The organism is Agromyces sp. NPDC056523 (assembly GCF_042794545.1).
GTDB lineage: Bacteria > Actinomycetota > Actinomycetes > Actinomycetales > Microbacteriaceae > Agromyces.
The window spans coordinates 1,143,762-1,164,634 of the sequence record NZ_JBHTTM010000001.1; the positions used below are offsets into that span (position 1 = coordinate 1,143,762).

General features: G+C 72.3%; 17 protein-coding genes. 10 read left to right on the top strand and 7 right to left on the bottom strand.

All coding sequences use genetic code 11. The annotated features are described in order from the left end of the window. Positions 1 to 31: 31 nt before the first annotated feature. Positions 32 to 796, bottom strand: a complete 765-nt coding sequence (locus tag ACFQ58_RS05630; RefSeq protein ID WP_376950061.1) for an SDR family NAD(P)-dependent oxidoreductase — start codon at positions 794 to 796, stop codon at positions 32 to 34. A gap of 50 nt (positions 797 to 846) precedes the next feature. On the opposite strand from ACFQ58_RS05630, the gene ACFQ58_RS05635 reads away from it, so the two are divergent. After that, the gene (locus tag ACFQ58_RS05635; RefSeq protein ID WP_376950062.1) at positions 847 to 1,434 is read left to right on the top strand and encodes a 2-phosphosulfolactate phosphatase; all 588 of its coding nucleotides are present in this window, start codon (positions 847 to 849) and stop codon (positions 1,432 to 1,434) included. A gap of 33 nt (positions 1,435 to 1,467) precedes the next feature. Here ACFQ58_RS05635 and ACFQ58_RS05640 read toward each other — a convergent pair whose 3' ends face one another. The 3 genes from ACFQ58_RS05640 to ACFQ58_RS05650 form a co-directional block, all read right to left on the bottom strand. Continuing rightward, positions 1,468 to 2,082: a CGNR zinc finger domain-containing protein gene (locus tag ACFQ58_RS05640; RefSeq protein WP_376950063.1), complete on the bottom strand. Its 615-nt coding sequence runs from the start codon at positions 2,080 to 2,082 to the stop codon at positions 1,468 to 1,470. A gap of 9 nt (positions 2,083 to 2,091) precedes the next feature. Next, complete coding sequence (locus ACFQ58_RS05645) at positions 2,092 to 2,631, bottom strand: SprT-like domain-containing protein (RefSeq protein ID WP_376950064.1); 540 nt, start codon at positions 2,629 to 2,631, stop codon at positions 2,092 to 2,094. A gap of 64 nt (positions 2,632 to 2,695) precedes the next feature. Beyond that, positions 2,696 to 3,826 (bottom strand): PQQ-dependent sugar dehydrogenase, encoded by a 1,131-nt coding sequence (locus tag ACFQ58_RS05650; RefSeq protein ID WP_376950065.1) that lies wholly within the window; start codon positions 3,824 to 3,826, stop codon positions 2,696 to 2,698. 89 nt (positions 3,827 to 3,915) lie between these two features. Between ACFQ58_RS05650 and ACFQ58_RS05655 the strand changes: the two genes are divergently transcribed. From ACFQ58_RS05655 to ACFQ58_RS05665, 3 genes are read left to right on the top strand one after another with little or no spacing between them, the layout of a single operon-like run. Further along, positions 3,916 to 4,677 (top strand): LamB/YcsF family protein, encoded by a 762-nt coding sequence (locus ACFQ58_RS05655; protein WP_376950066.1) that lies wholly within the window; start codon positions 3,916 to 3,918, stop codon positions 4,675 to 4,677. Beyond that, the gene (locus ACFQ58_RS05660) at positions 4,674 to 5,324 is read left to right on the top strand and encodes an allophanate hydrolase subunit 1 (RefSeq protein ID WP_376950067.1); all 651 of its coding nucleotides are present in this window, start codon (positions 4,674 to 4,676) and stop codon (positions 5,322 to 5,324) included. The genes ACFQ58_RS05655 and ACFQ58_RS05660 overlap by 4 nt, the downstream gene beginning before the upstream one ends. Continuing rightward, complete coding sequence (locus ACFQ58_RS05665) at positions 5,321 to 6,184, top strand: biotin-dependent carboxyltransferase family protein (protein ID WP_376950068.1); 864 nt, start codon at positions 5,321 to 5,323, stop codon at positions 6,182 to 6,184. Before ACFQ58_RS05660 ends, ACFQ58_RS05665 begins: the two co-directional genes overlap by 4 nt. A 23-nt stretch (positions 6,185 to 6,207) precedes the next feature. Here the strand turns inward: ACFQ58_RS05665 and ACFQ58_RS05670 are convergent, their stop codons facing one another. Together ACFQ58_RS05670 and ACFQ58_RS05675 are read right to left on the bottom strand one after the other, a co-directional pair. After that, complete coding sequence (locus tag ACFQ58_RS05670) at positions 6,208 to 7,071, bottom strand: spermidine synthase (protein ID WP_376950069.1); 864 nt, start codon at positions 7,069 to 7,071, stop codon at positions 6,208 to 6,210. Positions 7,072 to 7,086: 15 nt separating this feature from the next. Further along, positions 7,087 to 7,842 (bottom strand): spermidine synthase, encoded by a 756-nt coding sequence (locus ACFQ58_RS05675; RefSeq protein ID WP_376950070.1) that lies wholly within the window; start codon positions 7,840 to 7,842, stop codon positions 7,087 to 7,089. 114 nt (positions 7,843 to 7,956) lie between these two features. Between ACFQ58_RS05675 and ACFQ58_RS05680 the strand changes: the two genes are divergently transcribed. After that, the gene (locus tag ACFQ58_RS05680; protein ID WP_376950071.1) at positions 7,957 to 8,313 is read left to right on the top strand and encodes a group 1 truncated hemoglobin; all 357 of its coding nucleotides are present in this window, start codon (positions 7,957 to 7,959) and stop codon (positions 8,311 to 8,313) included. 39 nt (positions 8,314 to 8,352) lie between these two features. Here the strand turns inward: ACFQ58_RS05680 and ACFQ58_RS05685 are convergent, their stop codons facing one another. After that, positions 8,353 to 11,019, bottom strand: a complete 2,667-nt coding sequence (locus tag ACFQ58_RS05685; protein ID WP_376950072.1) for a LuxR C-terminal-related transcriptional regulator — start codon at positions 11,017 to 11,019, stop codon at positions 8,353 to 8,355. 320 nt (positions 11,020 to 11,339) lie between these two features. Between ACFQ58_RS05685 and ACFQ58_RS05690 the strand changes: the two genes are divergently transcribed. From ACFQ58_RS05690 to ACFQ58_RS05710, 5 genes are all read left to right on the top strand, one after another. Next, positions 11,340 to 11,711 (top strand): hypothetical protein, encoded by a 372-nt coding sequence (locus tag ACFQ58_RS05690; protein WP_376950073.1) that lies wholly within the window; start codon positions 11,340 to 11,342, stop codon positions 11,709 to 11,711. Position 11,712: 1 nt separating this feature from the next. Further along, complete coding sequence (locus ACFQ58_RS05695) at positions 11,713 to 12,114, top strand: hypothetical protein (protein ID WP_376950074.1); 402 nt, start codon at positions 11,713 to 11,715, stop codon at positions 12,112 to 12,114. A gap of 397 nt (positions 12,115 to 12,511) precedes the next feature. Then, the gene (rpoB, locus tag ACFQ58_RS05700; RefSeq protein WP_376950344.1) at positions 12,512 to 16,003 is read left to right on the top strand and encodes a DNA-directed RNA polymerase subunit beta; all 3,492 of its coding nucleotides are present in this window, start codon (positions 12,512 to 12,514) and stop codon (positions 16,001 to 16,003) included. A 44-nt stretch (positions 16,004 to 16,047) separates the two neighbouring features. Continuing rightward, the gene (rpoC, locus tag ACFQ58_RS05705; protein WP_376950075.1) at positions 16,048 to 19,944 is read left to right on the top strand and encodes a DNA-directed RNA polymerase subunit beta'; all 3,897 of its coding nucleotides are present in this window, start codon (positions 16,048 to 16,050) and stop codon (positions 19,942 to 19,944) included. A 185-nt stretch (positions 19,945 to 20,129) separates the two neighbouring features. Beyond that, positions 20,130 to 20,804, top strand: a complete 675-nt coding sequence (locus tag ACFQ58_RS05710) for a hypothetical protein (RefSeq protein WP_376950076.1) — start codon at positions 20,130 to 20,132, stop codon at positions 20,802 to 20,804. Positions 20,805 to 20,873: the final 69 nt, after the last annotated feature.

Genomic DNA, 20,873 nt, shown 5'->3' on the forward strand with positions numbered 1-20,873 from the left:
TGTTCCTGAAACGAGCGGTGAGTTGCGGGGCCTACTTGCCGCCCGAGACCCGGATGTCGGCGCCGGTCGTGTACGACGCGTCGGCCGAGAGCAACCACGCGACCGCGCCCGCGATCTCGTGCGGCTCGCCCGGGCGTCGCATCGGGATGCCCGCGGCACGCTCGTCGGGTGCGTTCGGCCGCCCGGCGGTCGCGTGGATCTCGGTGCGGGTCGTGCCGGGCGAGACCGTGTTGACGCGCACGCCGGCCGGGCCGAACTCCCTCGCGAGCCCCACGCTCATGATGTTCACCGCCGCCTTGCTCGCGGCGTACGGGATGTAGGTGTCGGGCGCCCCATGCGTGGCCGCGCCGGAGGAGATGTTCACGATCGAGCCGCCCGCGCCGCCTCGCTCGGTCGACATGTGCGCGATCGCGCCGCGGCAGAGCACCATGGGCGCGAGCACGTTGATGCGGAACACGAGGTCGGACTCCTCGATCGACGCGTCGAGGAACGGCCCGATCCGTCCGGTGATCCCGGCGTTGTTCACGAGCCCCGTGACGCGGCCGAACCGGCGGACCGCCTCGGGCACGACGTCGGCGGCGGCGTCGAGGTCGGCGAGGTCGACCTGCAGCACCTCGACGCGGGCGCCCGCGGCGCGGCATCCGTCAGCCACCTGCTCGACCTCGTCGGCACGCTCGCGGTAGGTCAGCACGAGGTCGTGCCCGTCGGCGGCGAGCCGCTCGGCGATCGCGGCGCCGATGCCGCGGCCGCCGCCGGTGATGATCGTCACGGGCCGGGAGTCGACATGCGAAGTCATGCCTCCACCCTATGAGCGCGCGCCGGGGCTCGATCGCGTAGCCTGTCGCGGTGAGCGAGTGGACCCCAGCCGCTGATCCGGCCGCGCAGGCCAGGTACCAGGTGCGGTTCGACGTGGGCCTCCTCGGCGTCGGCCGTATCGCGCAGGCCGCCGACGTGCTCGTCTGGGCCGACCAGGTGTCGACGGATGCCGCGGGCAGCGCTTCGACCGACGGCGCGCCGGGTTCCATTCCCGCCGAGGCCCTCGCGGCCGCGCCCGACGCGGTCGTCGTCGTGGCGGCACTGCACGACGCAGCCGCCGTGGCCGCGTGGATCCTCGCCGAGCAGGAGCATCTCGGGCGGCGCGCGTACGTGGCGATCGTGGCGGCCGGGCGGACGGACGGCGGCTTCGCTGCCGACGACGTGCTCGCGGCGGGCGCGGTCGTCGACGCCCTCACGACGCTCGGCATCGACGACACGTCGCCCGAGGCGGCGGTCGCGGCATCCGCCTTCGCCGGACTGCGCCGCGCGGTGGCGCATCTCGCGACCGCCTCGGTCTCGGGGCGCGAGGCCGTGTCGACCGGGGCCGATCCGGCCGCCCTGCGACGCGATGCCATCGGCGACGCGTCGGCAGCCGTGCGGGTGATCCGTCCGCGCTGAGACGGGTGCCACCCGAACGGCAGCGCCCGCGGATCAGGCGGCGGTCAGCGCGATCTTGCCCGACTTGCGCGCGCGGTGGGCGCGCACCTTCGCCCGGTTGCCGCAGCGCTGCATCGAGCACCAGCGCCGGCTCGCGGCCCGCGACGTGTCGAGGTAGACGATGCCGCAACCGCCCGCGCAGATGCGCACGCGACCGTCGTTGGCCGGGCCGAAGCAGTCGACGGCGTCGCGTGCGATCGTCGAGAGCGCCTGCCCGACGGTCTGCACCGAGCGGCCGGCCTGGCGCGATCCGCCGCCGAGCGTCGGCGGGATGTCGGGGGTGGCCGCATAGAGGTTGACCAGGTCGATGTCGGCGGCGCGCAGCTCCTCGCCGCGGCCCGCGGCGAGCGCGAGCCGCCCGATCGCGTCGCGCAGCGACACCGCGTCGAACAGGTCGCGCGACCGGGCGACGCCCACGGGCATCGGGAACCGCTCGCGCATCCACCCGGTCAGGTCGTCGGGGGAGTGCAGGGCCTCGGGCGCCACGGCCACGCGGATGGCCCCGGTGTACGCGAAGTCGAGGGCGAGCGATCCGGAGTCGAACCACCACCGTCCGCTGTCATCGGTGAACCACTGGCCGACGGGGATCGAGACGGTCGAGACGGGCACCGTACGAACCTACCGGCTCCGGGCTCGCGGTGACGCCGCCCGGGACCGCACCGGATCGGCGGCCGCGGCGGCCGCGGCGCGGCGCATGGCGCCGGTGATCTCGCGGCGCCGCCACACGATGAGGTTCGACGGGTCGAAACCGCGCCGGCAGAGCCCGCAGCTCAGCGGGCGGATGGGTGCGCGGTAGCGATAGTGCTCGTGCCCCGCTGGGCATCGGCCGACCCACGGCGCGAGCTCGTCGGCGACATCGCCGTCGTGCGTGCGGCGACCCACGTAGCCGATCTCGTCGGCCATGCGCACCCACTTCGGGCCGTGCCCGGCGCGGGGGCCGGCCATCGCGTGCGCGACCTCGTGCAGCAGGATCTGGTGGATCTCGTCGTCGTCGTAGCGGGCTGCGAGGTACCGCGACACCGAGATGCGCTTCTCGGTGTAGTTGCAGAGTCCGGCCCGCTTCTTCGCGTTGTCGAAGCCGAACGACCACACGGCAGGATCGAGGTGCAGGGCGATGAGCGCCTCCGCCCAGATCCGAACCCGGTCGAGTTCCGCCATGGGATGAGGATATCGCTGCCCACCCGCACGGGCCCCGATCGCGTGTGCCGCGACCGGGGGACGCTCAGTCGGCCTCCTCCATCGGGATGCGCAGCAGCCGGTCGTCGCCCTCGCGCGGCGACCCCCGCCCGTCGGTGTTGTTCGTGATGGCCCACACCTCGTCGTCGGGCCCGGGCACCGCGTCGCGGAACCGCCCGAACTCGCCCTCGAAGGCGGGCGTCACGTCGGTCGGCGTCGTCGAGGCGGGGGAGGCGAACCAGAGCCGCTCGCCGCGCAGCGCCGCGATCACGATCGTGTCGCCGACGATCGCCGTGCCGCTCGGGCTCGCCTCGTCGGTCGGCCACTGCACGGCGGGGTCGACGAACCGCTCGTCACCCGCCTGCCCCTCGACGATGGGCCAGCCGTAGTTCTCGCCGGGCTCGATGCGGTTGAGCTCGTCCCACGTGTTCTGTCCGAACTCCGAGGCCCACATGCCGCCCGCGGCATCCCACGCCAGGCCCTGCGGGTTGCGGTGCCCGAGCGACCACACGAGCGTGCCGAAGGGGTTGTCCGGCGCGGGCTCGCCGTCGGGCGTCATCCGGAGGATCTTCCCGCCGAGCGAGTCGGGGTCCTGTGCCGAATCCTGCGCGCCGGCGTCGCCCGCGCCGGCGTACAGGTATCCGTCGGGCCCGAACGCGATCCTGCCGCCGTTGTGCCGGCCGCCGCGCGGGAGCCCGTCGAGGATCGCCTCGGGTTCGCCCAGTTCGAGGTCGCCGGGCTCACCCGTCAGCGGCATGCGGACGATCCGGTTGTCGGTCTCGGTCGAATAGGCGGCGAACACGCGGCTCGGCTGGTCGCCGTCGCCGGGCAGGTGGGCGAGGCCCATCAGGCCGCCCTCGCCGCCCGACACGACGTCGGGCACGACCGCGACCTCCCGGAGCGAGCCGTCCTCGAGGACCTCGACGATGCGACCGTCGTCGCGTTCGCTGACGAGCACGCCGCCGTCGGGCAGGCGCAGGATCGACCACGGCGCGGTGAGGCCCTCGGCGATCGTCTCGGCATCTCCGACAGGCGCGAACACGGGCGGGATCGACGCGACGGGCGTCGTCGGTGCGGCGGACTCGGAGGGCGTCACGACGACCGGTCCGGAGTCGGGATCGGCCGTGCAGCCCGCGAGCAGGAGCGCCGTGCTCGCGACGAGCGCCCGAACAGCCATCCGTCTCGTGCCGCGCGCCAACCGACCACCTCCGCACCCAGTCTGCGTGAGCCGGGCCACGAGTGCGACCCCCGGGTGAGAATGGGAGCATGTCGCGCGAGATCGACCTCAACGCCGACCTGGGCGAGTCGTACGGCGCCTGGCGCATGGGCGACGACGACGCGATGTTCGCGCTCGTCAGCAGTGCGAACGTGGCGTGCGGCTTCCACGCGGGCGACCCGCTCACGATGCTCCGCAGCGCGCGGCTCGCGGCCGAGCATGGCGTGGTGCTCGGTGCGCACCCCGGCTACCGCGACCGGGCGGGCTTCGGCCGGCGCGCACTCGCCGTGTCGCCCGACGAGCTGGCCGCCGAGGTCCTTTACCAGGTCGGCGCGCTCGCGGCGACGGCGCGCTCGGCGGGCGTCGAGGTGCGGTACGTGAAGGCGCACGGGGCGCTGTACCACCGGCTCGGCGCCGACCACGCCGCGGCGAGTGCCGTGGCCGACGCGCTCGCCGGCTTCGATCCCGCGCTCGTCGTGCTCGGCGCACCCGGGGGCGAGCTCGAGCGGGCCGCCGCGGCGGCCGGCCTCCGCTACGCGCGCGAGGCGTTCATCGACCGCGGGTACCTCGCCGACGGCACCCTCGTGCCGCGCCACGAGCCGGGCGCCCTGGTGCACGACCCCGGCGCCGCGGCCGATCGCGCGCTCGAGCTCGTCGAGACGGGCGGCATCGCCGCCGACGACGGCGCGCGGGTCGAGCTGGCGCCCGATTCGCTCTGCGTGCACGGCGACACCCCGGGCTCGGTCGACATCGCGCGTGCGGTCCGGTCGGCGCTCCACGCCGCCGGGCATGCGGTCCGGCCGTTCGCATGAGCGCCGTCCGGCTGCTGCCGTCCGGCCGCTCCGCACTCCTCGTCGAGTGCGAGACGCTCGCCGACGTGCTCGCGCTGCATGACGCGCTGGTCGCGACGGCGCCCGACGGCGTCGTCGAACTGGTGCCCGCCGCGCGCACGCTGCTCGTGGCGCTCGACCCGGCACGCCTGCCCCTCGAGTCGGCGGCGAGCTGGGTCCGCAGCACGGCGGTTCCGGATGGCGCAGCCGCCCCCGCTCCGGGCGTGCGGTCCCGGCCCGAACCGGTGCCGGTCGTCGTCGACGTCGACTACCGCGGCGACGACCTCGACGGGACCGCGCGCCTCCTGGGCGTCTCGGTCGAGCACCTCGTCGCGAGGCACGTCGACGCGGCCTGGCGAGTCGCGTTCATCGGCTTCGCGCCCGGCTTCGGGTATCTCGTGTCCGAGGACTGGCCGTTCGACGTGCCTCGCCTCGACGTGCCGCGCACGAGCGTGCCTGCGGGCGCGGTCGGCCTCGCAGGCGGCTTCTCCGGCGCCTATCCGCGCTCGAGCCCGGGCGGATGGCGGCTCATCGGCCGCACGGAGGCGGCACTGTGGGACCCCGACGCCGAGCCGCCCGCGCTGCTCGTGCCCGGGCGCCCGGTCCGCTTCCGCGAGGTCGGCGCGTGACCCGGCTCGTCGTCGAGGCGGTCGGCGGACCCGTGCTCGTGCAGGACCTGGGTCGCCCGGGCCGTGCGGCACTCGGCGTGGGCGAATCGGGCGCGCTCGACCGCGGCGCGCTCGCCCTCGCGAACCGGCTGGTCGGGAATCCCGACGGCGCGGCGGGGCTCGAGGTCGTGCTGGGCGGACTCCGCGTCGTCCCCGACGCGGACGCGTGGGTCGCGGTCGCCGGCGCCTGGGGCAGGGTGGTGGTCGCCGGGCACGACGCCGGTCCGTACCGCGCCGTCCGCGTGCGGGCCGGCGAGCCGCTCGAGCTCGGTCCGGCCGAGCGCGGCCTGCGGTACGTCCTCGCCATGCGCGGCGGCCTCGACGAGCCGAGCGTGCTCGGATCGCGCAGCCGCGACACGCTCGCCGGCATCGGACCCGAGCCCGTGCTGCCGGGCCGGGTCCTCGCGGTCGGCGCCGAGCCCGTGGCATCCGTGCCCCTGCTCGACGACGACGCCGCCTACCCGCCGCCGAGCGGACCCGTGACGCTGGCGCTGCTCCCGGGCCCGCGTGCCGACTGGGTGACGGATGCCGCGCTCGCCGCGTTGTATGAGGCGACCTGGCGTCTCTCCGCCGCATCCGATCGCATCGGCGCGCGCCTCGAAGGACCGGTGCTCGACCGTCGGGTCGCCGCGGAGCTGCCGAGCGAGCCGACGGTCGCGGGCGGCATCCAGGTCACGGGTGCCGGCGTGCCGACGATCCTGCTCGCCGACCGTCCGGTCACGGGCGGGTATCCGGTCGTCGCGATCGTCGACCCGGCCTCGCTCGACGCCGTCGCGCAGGTGCGACCGGGCCAGGCCGTGCGTTTCCGGCACGCGCGCTGACCCGGGCGGCGATCGGGATCGCGCTAGCCCTTCGCGAGGAACACCGAACGCGACGGCGGCGGTGACGGCACGGCCGTGGCATCCGTCACGACCGGTGCGCCGGCGATGAAGCGGACGAGCTCGGAGCCGTCGACCAGCTTGGCGGGGGCCGGGTCGCTCGCGAGCCGGCGCGGCAGCGACGCGAACGGCAGCTCGGCGTCGGAGGCGTACATCACGACGTTGCCGAACCGGCGTCCCTTGAGCATCGAGGTGTCGGCCGCGATCGCCACGTGCGCGAAGACGTGCGCGAGCGTCGCCGCCTGCGAACGCGCGAACGCGAGCCCGGCCCCGTCGGCGACGTTGACCGCCACGATGCCGCCGGGTGCAAGCAGCGGTGCGACGAGCCCGTAGAACTCGGCACTCGTCACGTGCGCCGGGGTTCGCGACCCGGAGAAGATGTCGACGACCGCGATGTCGACCGCGCCGTGCAGGCCGGCGGGGAGCTTCGCGAGCACCTCGCGCGCGTCGCCGTGCCGCACCCGCAGCTGGGCGCCGCGCGGCAGCGGCAGTTCCTCGCGCACGAGCTCGACGAGGTCGGACTCGAGCTCGACCACCTGCTGGCGCGATCCCGGCCGCGTGGCGATGACGTACCGCGGCAGGGTCAGCGCACCGCCGCCGAGGTGCAGCGCGGTGATGGGCTCGCCCTCGGGTCGCACGACGTCGATCGCGTGCCCGATCCGGCGCACGTACTCGAAACCGAGCCAGCTCGGGTCATCAAGGTCGACGTGCGATTGCGGCGTGCCGTCGACGTAGAGCGTCCACGCGCGGGGGCGCGTGCGCGACTCCTCGAGGCGGGCGAGGTGGCCGCTCACGGCGAGGCGGCGTTCCGGGTTGGGCACGGATGCCACGCTACCGCCGGTCGCTCAACAGGCGCCCCACAGCACGACGTCGAGGCGCGCGCCCTCGAGCACCTCGACCGGGAACGGGCCCGCTCCGCGGAGCCGCTCGAGCACGCGCGGCGGGATCGCCGGCCCGGCGACGATCACGGCATTGCCCTCCTCCGCGCCCGACAGCACGCTCGGGGGACCGGCGACCACGAGTCCGGCGGCCGGCTCGGCGCGGGCGATCGCGCGCGCCTGTGCGGCGAGCCGAGGCCCGCCCGCCGCGTCGGCGACGTTGACCACGAGCAGGCCGCGCTCGCCGAGTCGGCCCAGGCACGCGTGCATGAACGCGGGCTCGTCGACGAACGCGGGCGACTCGAGCCGCGTGTAGAGGTCGACCACGACGACGTCGAACCGCTCGTCGTCGGGCAGTCGCGCGAGCGCGTCGCGCGCGTCGGCCACCATGACCGCGATGCGCGCGCCCGCCGGCAGCGGCAGCCGCTCTCGGACGATCGCGACGAGCCGGGCGTCGGCGTCGACGACCACCTGCGTCGAGTCGGGCCGGGTCGCCTCGACGTACCGCGCGAGCGTCATCGCGCCGCCGCCGAGGTGGAGCACGCGCAGTGGCGCGCCGGGGTCGGCGACCGCGTCGAGCACGTGCCCGATGCGCTGCACGTACTCGAAGAACAACCGGGTCGCATCGTGCGCATCGACGTGGGACTGCGCGGCGCCGTCGACGAGCAGCGTCAGGCCCGTCGACGAGAACACGTCGGCCTCGAACTCGATGCGCGGCGCCATGCTCGAATGGTCCCACGCGTGCCCCGGTGCGGCCAGACGGGAATGAGCAATGGATGCTCAGGTGCCCGGCGCGCGCCATCCGGGATGCTGGGACCGAGGAGACGAGGAGGCGAGATGACCGAGCTGTACGACGAGGTCGGCGGCCCCGACGGGGTTCGCACCGCGGTGGCCGTCTTCTACGGGCGGGTGACCGCCGATGACGAGCTCGGCAGGTGGTTCGAGGGGATCGACCTCGAGCGGCTCAAGGCGCACCAGCGGGCGTTCCTCGCCGCGGCGTTCGGCGGTCCCCAGTTGTTCTCGGGCCGCTCCCTCTCCGAGGCGCACGGCGGGCTCGAGATCACGGATGCCGCGTTCGACCGCCTGGTGCAGACGCTGTGCACGAGCCTGGCCGACCTCGGCGTGCGGCAGGAGGCCGTCACGCGCGTCGCCGAGCGACTCGAGGGCGCGCGGGCCGAGGTCGTCACCGCCTGACGCGGAGCATCCGGTGGCGGCGCCTGCGCGCCGGCCGGCTCAGGTCCGGAGCTCGTGGCGACCGCGGATGCCGAGCTTGGCGTACGTCGACTGCAGGTGGTTGTTCACCGTGCGCGGCGACAGGTACAGGCGCGCCGCGATCTCGTTCGAGCTGAGCCCCTGCGCCGCGAGCGACGCGATCTCGCGTTCGCGCGGCGTCAGGGGTTCGGCGCCCTCTGAGAAGCGCAGCAGCGGGGTGCGCGCGCCCTCGCATGCGGCCGCGAGCGTCGCCGCCCGCTGCAGGTCGGCGGTCGCCTCGCGGCCGTGGCCCGCGTCGCGCGCCGCCTGCCCAGCCGACGCGAGCGCCTCGGCCGCGTAGAGGAGGCTGCCGGCCCGCTCCCACTCGGACGCGACCGCGCGCAGCGCGACCGCGTCTCCGTCGGCCTCCGCACGGGCGTGGGCGTGGCGTCGTGCGATGGCGGGTGCGTCCGTCTCCTCGAGCAGCTGCGCGAGTCGATCGGCCGCGACGGCGGCGTGCGGGCGCGAGCCGAACCGCACCACGTGGTGGAGCAGGGCGGAGGCGATCGTGGCGGAGCCGCGGGGGACGACTACGTCGACGCGCGCGAGCACCCGCTGGGCGGCGAGTTCAGCGGCGCCCTCGGCGGCATCGATCCACGAATCGGCGAGCGCCGTGACCGAGCTGTCGCGCTCCAGGCCCTCGATCACGCGGCCGCGCAGGTCGCGCGCCGTCGCGGGGTCGCCCTGCTCGGCGGCGACGATCGCGAGGAAGCACAGCGCGAACTCGCGCAGCGACTTCGGGCCGTGCAGCTCGGCGCCGCCGACGGTGTCGCGGAACCAGCGCGCGGACGTGTCGAGCCGCCCGGCCTGCCACGAGATGCGGCCCATCATGAACTCGTCGATCCGCGCCGTGAGCTCGTCGTCGGTGCGGATCGCATCGTGCAGCGACTCGACGACCGTGGCGCGGGCCTCCTCCAGGCGGTCCGCCGCGATGAGCACATCGGCGAGCACGATCTCGGCCCGCCTCGGAGGGATGGCGGACCGCGGCTCCCGCGCGTACCGCACCGCACGCTCGGCGGCCTCCACCGCGTCGTCGGGGCGGCCGATGAGCGAGAGCGGCATGGCCGACGACAGGTCGACGACCGCGCGCTCGAGCGCGCTGTCGCCCGTCGTGCGCGCGCAGGCCTCGACCGTCGCGAGCGCCTCCCGGCCGTACTCGAGGTTCGACAGCAGCACCGACTTGCTCAGCCCGATCGCCGCGGCCTGGCTCGGCAGCGCCGCCTCGAGCTCCTCGAGCAGCTCGAGTCCGCGAGGCGTTCCGAGCGGGTCGCCGCCGAGCACATCGGCACGGGCCCGGCCGATCGCCGCGACGAGCGCGTCGGGGGCGCCCTCGGTTCGCGCGCGTTCGTCGGCGCGCACGAGCGTCGTGAGGGCCTCGGTGCCGCGCCCGAGTGACCACAGGATCTCGCCGTGCAGCAGCAGGGTCGCGGCATCGTCCGCGCCCGCCTCGAGCGCCGCGGCGGCCAGGCGCTCGGCCGTGCGCCGGTCGTGCGCGAGCTGCGCGAGCGCCGCCGACCGGGCGAGCAGCGCCGGATCGGACGGATGCCCCGCGTCGAGCCGCCAGACCGCGACGCGCAGTTCGTCGCCCGGATCCATGCGACGGGACGAGACCAGCTCGGCCTGCTCGAGCAGCAGCGACATCGCGCGGATGCGGGGGATCTGGTCGCGGACCGCCGCGGCGTAGTGCGGGTGCGCGAGCGCGACCCGGACGCGCGCGGTCGACTCGTCGACGCGCACGAGGCCGCGCATCTCGAGGGCCGCGAGCGCCTCGGCCGCGCCGGGCTTGGCGAACTCGTCGACCGCGAGCGGCTCGCAGAGGGCCAGTCGTTCCACCGCATCCCGCTCGTCGTCGCCGAGCACGCGGAGCCGGGCCCGGATCAGGTCGCGCAGCGCGGGCGTGCCGACGGGTTCGCCGACGAGCTGCCACAAGCCGTCGACGGCCACGAGCGAGCCGGCCTCGGCCGCGCCGATGGCCAGCTCGCGGAGGAAGAGTGGGTTGCCGTGCGCGGCCCGATGCAGCTCGACGGCGTCGCGGTGCGCGATGGCGCCGCCGAGCACGCGCGTGAGCAGCTCGGCGACCTCGTCGACGTCGAGCGGTCCGAGGTCGAGGCGGACCGCGTCGGCGGATGCCGCGACCTGCTGCAGCCCGTCGGGCACCGGATCGGACTCGCGGACCGTCGCCGCGAGCCGGATGCGGCCGGCCTGGACGAGCTGCGCGATGAGCGTGACCGACACCGAGTCCGCGACCGACACGTCGTCGAACACGAGCAGCACGTCGCGGCCGTCCGCGAGCCGCCGCACGGCGGCGTCCGCCGCCGCGTAGAGGGCGACCGGATCGGTCGCCGCCGAGACCATCGACGCGGGCTCGCGTGCGAGCACGGGCGCGAGCGCGCCCAGCGGCACCGCGCTCAACGCCGGGTTGCCGCTCGCGCCGAGCACGAGCCATCCGTTGTCGGCGAGGTGCTCGGCCACCGCCTGCACGACGCGGCTCTTGCCGATGCCGGACGGCCCGTAGGCGAACGCCGAGCGCGCCGAGCCCGTCAGCCCGACGAGGGCGCGCTCGATCGCCGCGTCGCGTCCGACGAGCGGCCAACTCTCGTCGAGCGCGAGGGGCACGTCGGCCGGCCCCCCGGGTACCAACGCCACCATCTCGGCCTTTCGGATCTCCGGCGGAGCCGGACGAATCTCACTGTACGGCGCAGCGGTTCGCCGCGGCAGGCGCCGAATCGCCCCCGAACGGGGGAAACCGGGCGCACTTCGGGCGCCGGTGCCCGAAGTGCCTGAGCAACGGATGGCGCGGCCTGAGCAACGGCCGCTGGGTGCTGAGCAATCGGCCGGCCCGAATGGAGCATCGCCTGCCCATGCCCCGGCAGGGCGCGCCGCCGGATGCTGGTCACCGGCAGCACAGCCTGCCCCGCGGAGCCGGAGGGCCCGCGATCCGACCGACATCCACGAGGAGCAGGAAAGACATGTTCAAGCAGTTCGGCGACATGGCCAAGATGGTCCAGGCGGCCCCGGGCCTCATCGACCAGGCCAACGCCCTCGCGGCGCAGTCCGAGGCGTATCGGCGGCAGATGGACGTCCTGGCCGTGCAGGCCATGACCGCGCAGCCGGCCCCCGGGGCGCTCGAGCCCATCGCCGGCGTCGACCTCGACCGGTACGCCCGCATCGTGAAGGGCATCGCGGCCTTCGGCTACGACGAGGCGAAGCTGCCGGTCGTCGCGGGCATGTTCGGCATCGACCCCGAGTCCTGGGCCACCGCGCAGGCCGGATGGGGCGAGCGCATCCTCGCCGACCGCGGCGTCGGCCGTCGCTTCAACGAGCTCTACGCGGTGGTGTGACATGCCGTTCCTCTCCGACCTCTCGACCCTCACGCGTTCGGCGAACGCCTCCTACCGCCGCATGGACGTCGGGGCGAGCCTCCGCGTCGCGCAGCAGTCGATGGAGCAGGCGAACCGCGTCCTGGCGGCGAGCGTCGTCGCGCACGACCCCGCGCTCGACGCAGCCCGCGTGCGCGCCTTCGCCACCGTGACCGATGCACGCCGGCGGCCCATGATGTTCGGCATGGACTCGGTCGTCGAGCTCGACCTGATCGTGACGATGCCGGGCGGCATCCCGATGCCGGCGAGTCGCACCGAGCAGCTCGCCCCGCTGCTCCTCGCGCGCGCGGCCCCGGGTGCCCGGCTCGAGGTGAGCCTCGTGCCCGGACGGCCCGACACCGTCCGGCTCGAGTGGGGCGCCTGAGCCATCCCGAGCGGATGCCGCGCCGCGCCCGCGGCCCGCGCCGTGCCGCCGCGCGACATCCCGACGCCCCCGCCGGCAACCCGAACGGCGGGGGCGTCCCCGTGCCCGCCGCGGTCGCTCAGACCGAGGCGCCGAGCCGGCCGAGTGGCGCGGGAGGTCAGCGTGCGTCGAGCGCGCGGGTTATACCCGACGAGTGCGAACAAATCAAGAATCCAACTGGACATGGCGCGTCATCCGGTCTATGCTTGACCTTTGCGCTCCCAGACCCACTATGCCTTCATATTGCGGTCGGCTTCCTGCGTGCCGGGCTTCCCGGCATCCGCAACGTCTGAGGGGTCCACTCCACCACCACCGACAGTGAACCGGGCCCGAGACGGGGTCCATGGAGGTCATTTCCTTGGCTGCTGCGCGCAACGCGACCACGCCCACCCCCAAGAACGGACGCGGCGCAAGCCGCCTCTCGTTCGCAAAGGTCACCGACACCCTCACCGTACCGGATCTGCTCGCGCTGCAGACCGAGAGCTTCGACTGGCTCGTCGGCAACGACGCGTGGAAGGCGCGCGTCGCAACGGCCGTCGAGCAGGGTCGTCAGGACCTGCCCGAGACCACCGGTCTCGAGGAGATCTTCGAGGAGATCTCGCCCATCGAGGACCTCGGCGAGACCATGCAGCTCTCGTTCACCAACCCCGAGCTCGAGCCGCCGAAGTACACGATCGACGAGTGCAAGGAGAAGGGCAAGACCTACTCCGCCCCGCTGTACGTCAACGCGGAGTTCATGAACCACCTCACCGGTGAGATCAAGACCCAGACGGTCTTCATGGGCGACTTCCCGCTCATGACCCCGAAGGGCACCTTCGTCATCAACGGCACCGAGCGCGTCGTCGTGTCGCAGCTCGTCCGTTCGCCCGGCGTGTACTTCGAGCGCACGCCCGACAAGACGTCCGACAAGGACATCTACTCGGCCCGCGTCATCCCGAGCCGCGGTGCGTGGCTCGAATTCGAGATCGACAAGCGCGACCAGGTCGGCGTCCGCATCGATCGCAAGCGCAAGCAGTCGGTCACCGTCTTCCTGAAGGCCCTCGGTCTCACCTCCGAGGAGATCCTCGAGGAGTTCGCCGGCTACGAGTCGATCGCGCTCACCCTCGAGAAGGACAACATCCTCACGAAGGAAGAGGCGCTCAAGGACATCTACCGCAAGCTCCGTCCGGGCGAGCAGGTCGCCGCCGAGGCCGCGCGTGCGCTCCTCGACAACTTCTACTTCAACCCGAAGCGGTACGACCTCGCCAAGGTCGGCCGGTACAAGATCAACCAGAAGCTCGGCCTCGAGGCCCCGCTGACGGACTCGGTGCTCACGGTGCAGGACATCGTCGCCACGATCAAGTACCTCGTCGCCCTGCACGAGGACCGCGCCACGCTGCCCGGCCGCCGCGGCGGCAAGGACGTGGAGATCCGCCTCGACGTCGACGACATCGACAACTTCGGCAACCGTCGCATCCGCGCGGTCGGCGAGCTGATCCAGAACCAGGTCCGCACCGGCCTCTCGCGCATGGAGCGCGTCGTCCGCGAGCGCATGACCACGCAGGACATCGAGGCGATCACGCCGCAGACCCTGATCAACGTGCGACCGGTCGTCGCCGCGATCAAGGAGTTCTTCGGCACCTCGCAGCTGTCGCAGTTCATGGACCAGAACAACCCGCTGGCCGGCCTCACGCACAAGCGCCGCCTCTCGGCGCTCGGCCCCGGCGGCCTCTCGCGCGACCGCGCGGGCGTCGAGGTCCGCGACGTGCACCCCTCGCACTACGGCCGCATGTGCCCGATCGAGACGCCGGAAGGCCCGAACATCGGCCTCATCGGCTCGCTCGCGTCGTTCGCCCGCATCAACTCGTTCGGCTTCATCGAGACGCCGTACCGCCGGGTGGTCAGCGGCAAGGTGACCGAGCAGATCGACTACCTCACGGCCATGGAGGAGGACGACTTCATCGTCGCCCAGGCCAACGCGCCGCTGAAGGCCGACGGCCACTTCCAGGAGGACCGCGTCCTCGCCCGCAAGAAGGGCGGCGAGGTCGACCTGTTCCCGGCCGACGAGATCGGCTACATGGATGTCTCGCCGCGCCAGATGGTGTCGGTCGCGACCTCGCTCATCCCGTTCCTCGAGCACGACGACGCGAACCGCGCCCTCATGGGTGCGAACATGCAGCGTCAGGCGGTGCCGCTGCTGCGCAGCGACTCGCCGTTCGTCGGCACGGGCATGGAGGGCTACGCGGCGGTCGACGCGGGTGACGTCATCACGGCCGACCGGGCCGGTGTCGTCGCCGAGGTCTCGGCCGACGCCGTCACGCTGCAGCTCGACGAGGGCGGCACGCAGACCTACTACCTGCGCAAGTTCGACCGCTCGAACCAGGGCACGTCGTACAACAACCGCGTCGTCGTCTCCGCCGGCGAGCGGGTCGAGGTCGGCGAGGTCATCGCCGACGGTCCCGCGACCGACAACGGCGAGCTCGCGCTCGGCAAGAACCTCCTCGTGGCGTTCATGCCGTGGGAGGGCCACAACTTCGAGGACGCGATCATCCTCAGCCAGAACCTGGTGAAGGACGACGTCCTCTCCTCGATCCACATCGAGGAGTACGAGGTCGACGCCCGTGACACCAAGCTCGGCAAGGAGGAGATCACGCGCGACCTGCCGAACGTGAGCCCCGACCTGCTGGCCGACCTCGACGAGCGCGGCATCATCCGCATCGGTGCCGAGGTGCGTCCCGGCGACATCCTCGTCGGCAAGGTCACGCCGAAGGGCGAGACCGAGCTCTCGGCCGAGGAGCGCCTGCTCCGCGCGATCTTCAACGAGAAGAGCCGCGAGGTCCGCGACACGTCGCTGAAGGTGCCGCACGGCGAGCAGGGCACGATCATCGGCGTCAAGGTGTTCGACGCGCAGGACGGCGACGACGAGCTCGGCTCGGGCGTCAACCAGCGCGTGGTCGTCTACATCGCCCAGAAGCGCAAGATCACCGAGGGCGACAAGCTCGCCGGCCGCCACGGCAACAAGGGCGTCATCTCGAAGATCCTGCCGGTCGAGGACATGCCGTTCCTCGCCGACGGCACGCCGGTCGACGTCATCCTCAACCCGCTCGGCATCCCCGGCCGCATGAACTTCGGCCAGGTGCTCGAGACCCACCTCGGATGGGTCTCGAAGCAGGGCTGGAAGGTCGAGGGCAAGCCGACGTGGGCCAAGCGCCTGCCCGAGGCCGCGCACGAGGCCGCTCCCGGCACGAAGGTCGCGACCCCGGTGTTCGACGGCGCCCTGGAAGAGGAGATCGCGGGCCTGCTCGACTCGACGCTGCCCAACCGCGACGGCGAGCGCCTCATCGACTCCACCGGCAAGACGCAGCTGTTCGACGGCCGCTCGGGCGAGCCGTTCCCGTACCCCGTCGCGGTCGGCTACATGTACATCCTGAAGCTGCACCACCTGGTCGACGACAAGATCCACGCCCGCTCGACCGGCCCGTACTCGATGATCACCCAGCAGCCGCTCGGTGGAAAGGCGCAGTTCGGCGGCCAGCGCTTCGGCGAGATGGAGGTGTGGGCCCTCGAGGCCTACGGCGCCGCGTACGCGCTGCAGGAGCTCCTCACCATCAAGTCCGACGACATCCTCGGCCGCGTCAAGGTGTACGAGGCGATCGTCAAGGGCGAGAACATCCAGGAGCCCGGCATCCCCGAGTCCTTCAAGGTGCTCATGAAGGAGATGCAGTCGCTGTGCCTGAACGTCGAGGTCCTCTCGGCCGACGGTACCGCGGTGAGCCTCCGCGACACCGATGACGAGGCCTTCCGCGCTGCGGAGGAGCTCGGCATCAACATCTCCGCGCGCTTCGAGTCGTCGAACATCGACGAGATCTGAACCGCCAGGTACGAGACGAAGACTTCAGGAATCTAGGAGAGAAATTGCTCGACGCAACGACGTTCGATGAGCTCCGCATCGGCCTGGCCACCGCAGACGACATCCGCAAGTGGTCGTACGGTGAGGTCAAGAAGCCCGAGACCATCAACTACCGCACGCTGAAGCCCGAGAAGGACGGGCTCTTCGGCGAGCAGATCTTCGGACCCAGCCGCGACTGGGAGTGCGCCTGCGGCAAGTACAAGCGCGTGCGCTTCAAGGGCATCGTGTGCGAGCGATGCGGTGTCGAGGTCACCAAGTCCTCGGTCCGCCGCGAGCGCATGGGCCACATCGAGCTCGCCGCCCCGGTGACGCACATCTGGTACTTCAAGGGCGTGCCCTCGCGCCTCGGGTACCTGCTCGACATGGCGCCGAAGGACCTCGAGAAGGTCATCTACTTCGCCGCCTACATGGTGATCGACGTCGACGACGAGGGTCGTCACGCCGACATGCCCGGCCTCGAGAACGAGCTCCGGCTCGAGATCAAGACCATCGGCGACCAGCGCGACGCGCGCATCGCCGAGCTCATGAAGCGCAAGGAGGACGACCTCGCGGCGCTGGAGGCCGAGGGTGCCAAGGCCGACCAGCGCAAGCGCGCCGAGGCCGCCGCCGACAAGGAGATGGCCGGCGTCCGCAAGTCCGGTGACGAGCAGATCGCGCACCTCGAGCGCGTGTGGGAGGACTTCCGCACCCTCAAGGTCGGCGACCTCAAGCCCGAGGACTCGGTCTTCCAGGAGCTGCAGGACCGCTTCGGCATGTACTTCGAGGCCTTCATGGGCGCCGAGGCCATCAAGAAGCGCCTCCTGGCGTTCGACCTCGCGGCCGAGGCCGAGGACCTGCACCTGCAGATCGCCGAGGGCAAGGGCCAGAAGAAGATCCGCGCCATCAAGCGGCTCAAGGTCGTCAACTCGTTCCTGCAGACCGGCAACTCGCCGGCCGCGATGGTGCTCGACGTGGTCCCCGTGATCCCGCCCGAGCTCCGCCCGATGGTCCAGCTCGACGGCGGCCGCTTCGCGACCTCCGACCTCAACGACCTGTACCGCCGCGTGATCAACCGCAACAACCGCCTGCGTCGCCTGCTCGACCTCGGTGCTCCCGAGATCATCGTGAACAACGAGAAGCGGATGCTGCAGGAGGCCGTCGACGCGCTGTTCGACAACGGCCGTCGTGGTCGACCGGTCACGGGCACCGGCAACCGCGCCCTCAAGTCCCTGAGCGACATGCTCAAGGGCAAGCAGGGTCGCTTCCGCCAGAACCTGCTCGGCAAGCGCGTCGACTACTCGGGCCGTTCGGTCATCGTGGTCGGCCCGCAGCTCAAGCTGCACCAGTGCGGCCTGCCCAAGCAGATGGCGCTCGAGCTGTTCAAGCCGTTCGTCATCAAGCGCCTCATCGATCTCAGCCACGCGCAGAACATCAAGGCTGCCAAGCGCATGGTGGAGCGTTCGCGTCCGCAGGTGTGGGACGTGCTCGAGGAGATCATCCGCGAGCGCCCCGTCCTGCTGAACCGCGCGCCCACGCTGCACCGCCTCGGCATCCAGGCGTTCGAGCCGCAGCTCGTCGAGGGCAAGGCCATCCAGCTGCACCCCCTCGTCTGCGCCGCGTTCAACGCGGACTTCGACGGCGACCAGATGGCCGTGCACCTGCCGCTGTCGGTCGAGGCCCAGGCCGAGGCCCGCATCCTGATGCTGGCGTCGAACAACATCCTCAAGCCGTCCGACGGCCGGCCGGTGACCCTGCCCTCGCAGGACATGATCATCGGCCTGCACCACCTGACGACCGAGAAGCCGGGCGCCGCCGGCGAGGGCCGTGCGTTCTCGTCGATCGCCGAGGCGATCCTCGCGTTCGACCAGAACCGTCCGGGCGAGCTCGCGCTCGACCTCGGCGCCAAGGTGAAGATCCGCCTCGACGGGCTCCACTTCCGCGAGGGCGACGAGCCCGAGGGCTTCGTGCAGGGGCGGTCGTTCCTGCTCGAGACCACGCTCGGCCGTGCGCTCTTCAACGAGGCCCTGCCCGAGGATTACCCGTACTTCAACCAGCAGGCGGGCAAGGGCCAGATCTCGTCGATCGTCAACGACCTCGCCGAGCGCTACCCGAAGACCGAGGTGGCCGCGACCCTCGACCGGATCAAGGACGCCGGCTTCCGCTGGGCGACCCGTTCGGGCGTGACCGTGGCGCTGTCCGACATCATCACGCCCCCGAGCAAGGGCGAGATCGTCTCGAAGTACGAGAAGCAGGCCGCCAAGGTGCAGTCGCAGTTCGAGAAGGGCCTCACGACCGATCTCGAGCGTCGCCAGGAGCTCATCCAGATCTGGACCAAGGCCACCGACGAGGTCGCCAAGGCCATGCAGGAGAACTTCCCGACCGACAACACCATCAACCGGATGGTGACCTCGGGCGCTCGTGGTAACTGGCTGCAGGTGCGCAACATCGCCGGCATGCGAGGCCTCGTGAACAACCCGAAGGGCGAGATCATCCCGCGTCCGATCATCTCCTCGTACCGCGAGGGGCTGTCGGTGGCGGAGTACTTCATCGCCACGCACGGTGCCCGCAAGGGCCTCGCCGACACGGCGCTCCGTACGGCGGACTCGGGCTACCTGACCCGTCGTCTCGTGGACGTCTCGCAGGATGTCATCATCCGCGAGGACGACTGCGGCACGACCAAGGGCCTCGAGCTGCCGATCGCGGCGGTCGACTCGACCGGCGAGCTGGTCCGCGACCCGAACGTCGAGAACTCGGTGTTCGCCCGGTCGCTCGCGGCCGACGCGGTGAACGCCAAGGGCGAGGTCGTGGCCGACGCCGGCGACGACGTGGGCGACGTGCTCATCGACAAGCTGGTCGCGGAGGGCGTCGAGTCGATCAAGGTCCGCTCGGTGCTCACCTGCGAGTCCGCGGTCGGCGTGTGCGCGAAGTGCTACGGCCGTTCGCTCGCGACCGGCAAGCTCGTCGACATCGGCGAGGCGGTCGGCATCATCGCCGCCCAGTCGATCGGCGAGCCCGGCACGCAGCTGACGATGCGTACCTTCCACACCGGTGGCTCGGCCTCGGCCGACGACATCACGCAGGGTCTTCCCCGCGTGCAGGAGCTCTTCGAGGCCCGCACCCCCAAGGGCGCGTCGCCGATCGTCGAGGCCCCCGGCCGCATCACCATCGACGAGACCGAGCGCCAGCGCAAGGTCATCCTCACGCCCGACAACGGCGACGAGCCGATCGCGTACAACGTGCTCAAGCGCTCGACGCTGCTCGTCGAGGACGGCCAGCACGTCGAGCTCGGCCAGCAGATCATCGTCGGCACGGTCGACCCGAAGGAAGTCCTCCGGGTCAAGGGCGTACGCGAGGTGCAGAAGCACCTGGTGAACGGAGTGCAGGACGTGTACCGCTCGCAGGGCGTGCCGATCCACGACAAGCACATCGAGGTCATCGTGCGCCAGATGCTGCGCAAGGTCACCGTCGTCGACCACGGCGACACCGACCTGCTCCCGGGCGAGCTCGTCGACCGTTCGCGGTACAACGAGATCAACCGTGCGACGCTCACCGAGGGCAAGCGCACGGCGTCGGCGCGCCAGGAGGTCATGGGCATCACCAAGGCCTCGCTCGCGACCGAGTCGTGGCTGTCGGCCGCGTCCTTCCAGGAGACGACCCGCGTGCTCACGCAGGCCGCGATGGAGGGCAAGTCCGACCCGCTCGTCGGCCTCAAGGAGAACGTGATCATCGGCAAGCTGATCCCGGCCGGTACGGGCCTCGCCAAGTACCGGAACGTGACGGTGGAGGCGACCGAGGAGGCGAAGGCGGAGCGCTACCCGAACCGCATCTTCGCCGACGACGCGTCGTTCAGCGAGGGCGACCTCAGCTTCGTCGACTTCGACTCGTTCTCGAGCGACGACTTCACGCCCGGCAACTACAGCTGATCCATGGCCGGGGCGGCGCCGGTCGTCGCCCCAGCCGCACCCCGACGGGCCCCGGATTCCGGGGCCCGTCGGCGTATCCGCCGAGGTCCGCCCCGAATCCCTCCGCCGTGCTGACGGCACTCAGGTGGGCGGGCTAGGATCGCGGCGGTCGTCATTGCTCCCCGATCCCGCGACCCGGAGTCCACATGCCAGAGAGTGTCCCAGTCCTGCGCCGACCCGTGACGTGGCTGATCGCCGCCGCGGTCGTGCTGGTGGTCGCCGTCGTGGCGGTCGTGGCCATCCTGCTCGCGCCTCCCGCCTCCCAGCAGTCCGCCGAGCCGACCGCGGAGTCGCGGCCGTCGCCCGCCGAGGCGCTCGCACCTGCTCCCGTGGTCGTCCCCGAGCCCGAGCCGGTGCGCGATCCGCGCATCCCGGCCGACTGCCCGGCGATCTACACGACCGACTGGTCGGGCGCCTTCGCACCCGACTACGTGCTGAACCCCGCGTGGTCCACCGCCGCGGGGGCGCCCGCCCTCTACGGGACGGGCGATGCGACCGCGCTGCCCGTGCTGCAGGAGACCGCGCAGCTCACGTGCGGCTGGCTTCCGCCCGACGGCGGTGACGGCACCGTGGGGCTCGTGACGAACATCGCGGTCGTCGACGAGGCGCAGGCGGGCGTGGCGATCGGTGCCTACCAGACGGCGGGCATGGAGTGCTACGAGGAGTCCGGCGGCATGCGGTGCGTCGGCGAATGGCAGGGCGTCGCGGGCTCGGCCGGCGAATCGCACTTCTTCCGCGAGGGACTGTGGATCGCCACGCGCTGGGACGGTCCGGTGGTCAGCGGATACACCGCCGACATCATCGCGCAGCTCTTCGGCTGAGGCGCGCCGCCCCGACGCACGCGAAGCGCCGCGTCCGTTCGCCATCCGCGGGCCGCGCCGTTGCTAGAG

What these genes read in the sequence shown, in the direction of transcription:
- ACFQ58_RS05630 (WP_376950061.1), bottom strand. Translation starts at nt 796, where the DNA reads ATGACTTCGCATGTCGACTCCCGGCCCGTGACGATCATCACCGGCGGC.
- ACFQ58_RS05645 (WP_376950064.1), bottom strand. Translation starts at nt 2,631, where the DNA reads ATGGCGGAACTCGACCGGGTTCGGATCTGGGCGGAGGCGCTCATCGCC.
- ACFQ58_RS05650 (WP_376950065.1), bottom strand. Translation starts at nt 3,826, where the DNA reads ATGGCTGTTCGGGCGCTCGTCGCGAGCACGGCGCTCCTGCTCGCGGGC.
- ACFQ58_RS05655 (WP_376950066.1), top strand. Translation starts at nt 3,916, where the DNA reads ATGTCGCGCGAGATCGACCTCAACGCCGACCTGGGCGAGTCGTACGGC.
- ACFQ58_RS05660 (WP_376950067.1), top strand. Translation starts at nt 4,674, where the DNA reads ATGAGCGCCGTCCGGCTGCTGCCGTCCGGCCGCTCCGCACTCCTCGTC.
- ACFQ58_RS05675 (WP_376950070.1), bottom strand. Translation starts at nt 7,842, where the DNA reads ATGGCGCCGCGCATCGAGTTCGAGGCCGACGTGTTCTCGTCGACGGGC.
- ACFQ58_RS05680 (WP_376950071.1), top strand. Translation starts at nt 7,957, where the DNA reads ATGACCGAGCTGTACGACGAGGTCGGCGGCCCCGACGGGGTTCGCACC.
- ACFQ58_RS05685 (WP_376950072.1), bottom strand. Translation starts at nt 11,019, where the DNA reads ATGGTGGCGTTGGTACCCGGGGGGCCGGCCGACGTGCCCCTCGCGCTC.
- ACFQ58_RS05690 (WP_376950073.1), top strand. Translation starts at nt 11,340, where the DNA reads ATGTTCAAGCAGTTCGGCGACATGGCCAAGATGGTCCAGGCGGCCCCG.
- ACFQ58_RS05695 (WP_376950074.1), top strand. Translation starts at nt 11,713, where the DNA reads ATGCCGTTCCTCTCCGACCTCTCGACCCTCACGCGTTCGGCGAACGCC.
- ACFQ58_RS05710 (WP_376950076.1), top strand. Translation starts at nt 20,130, where the DNA reads ATGCCAGAGAGTGTCCCAGTCCTGCGCCGACCCGTGACGTGGCTGATC.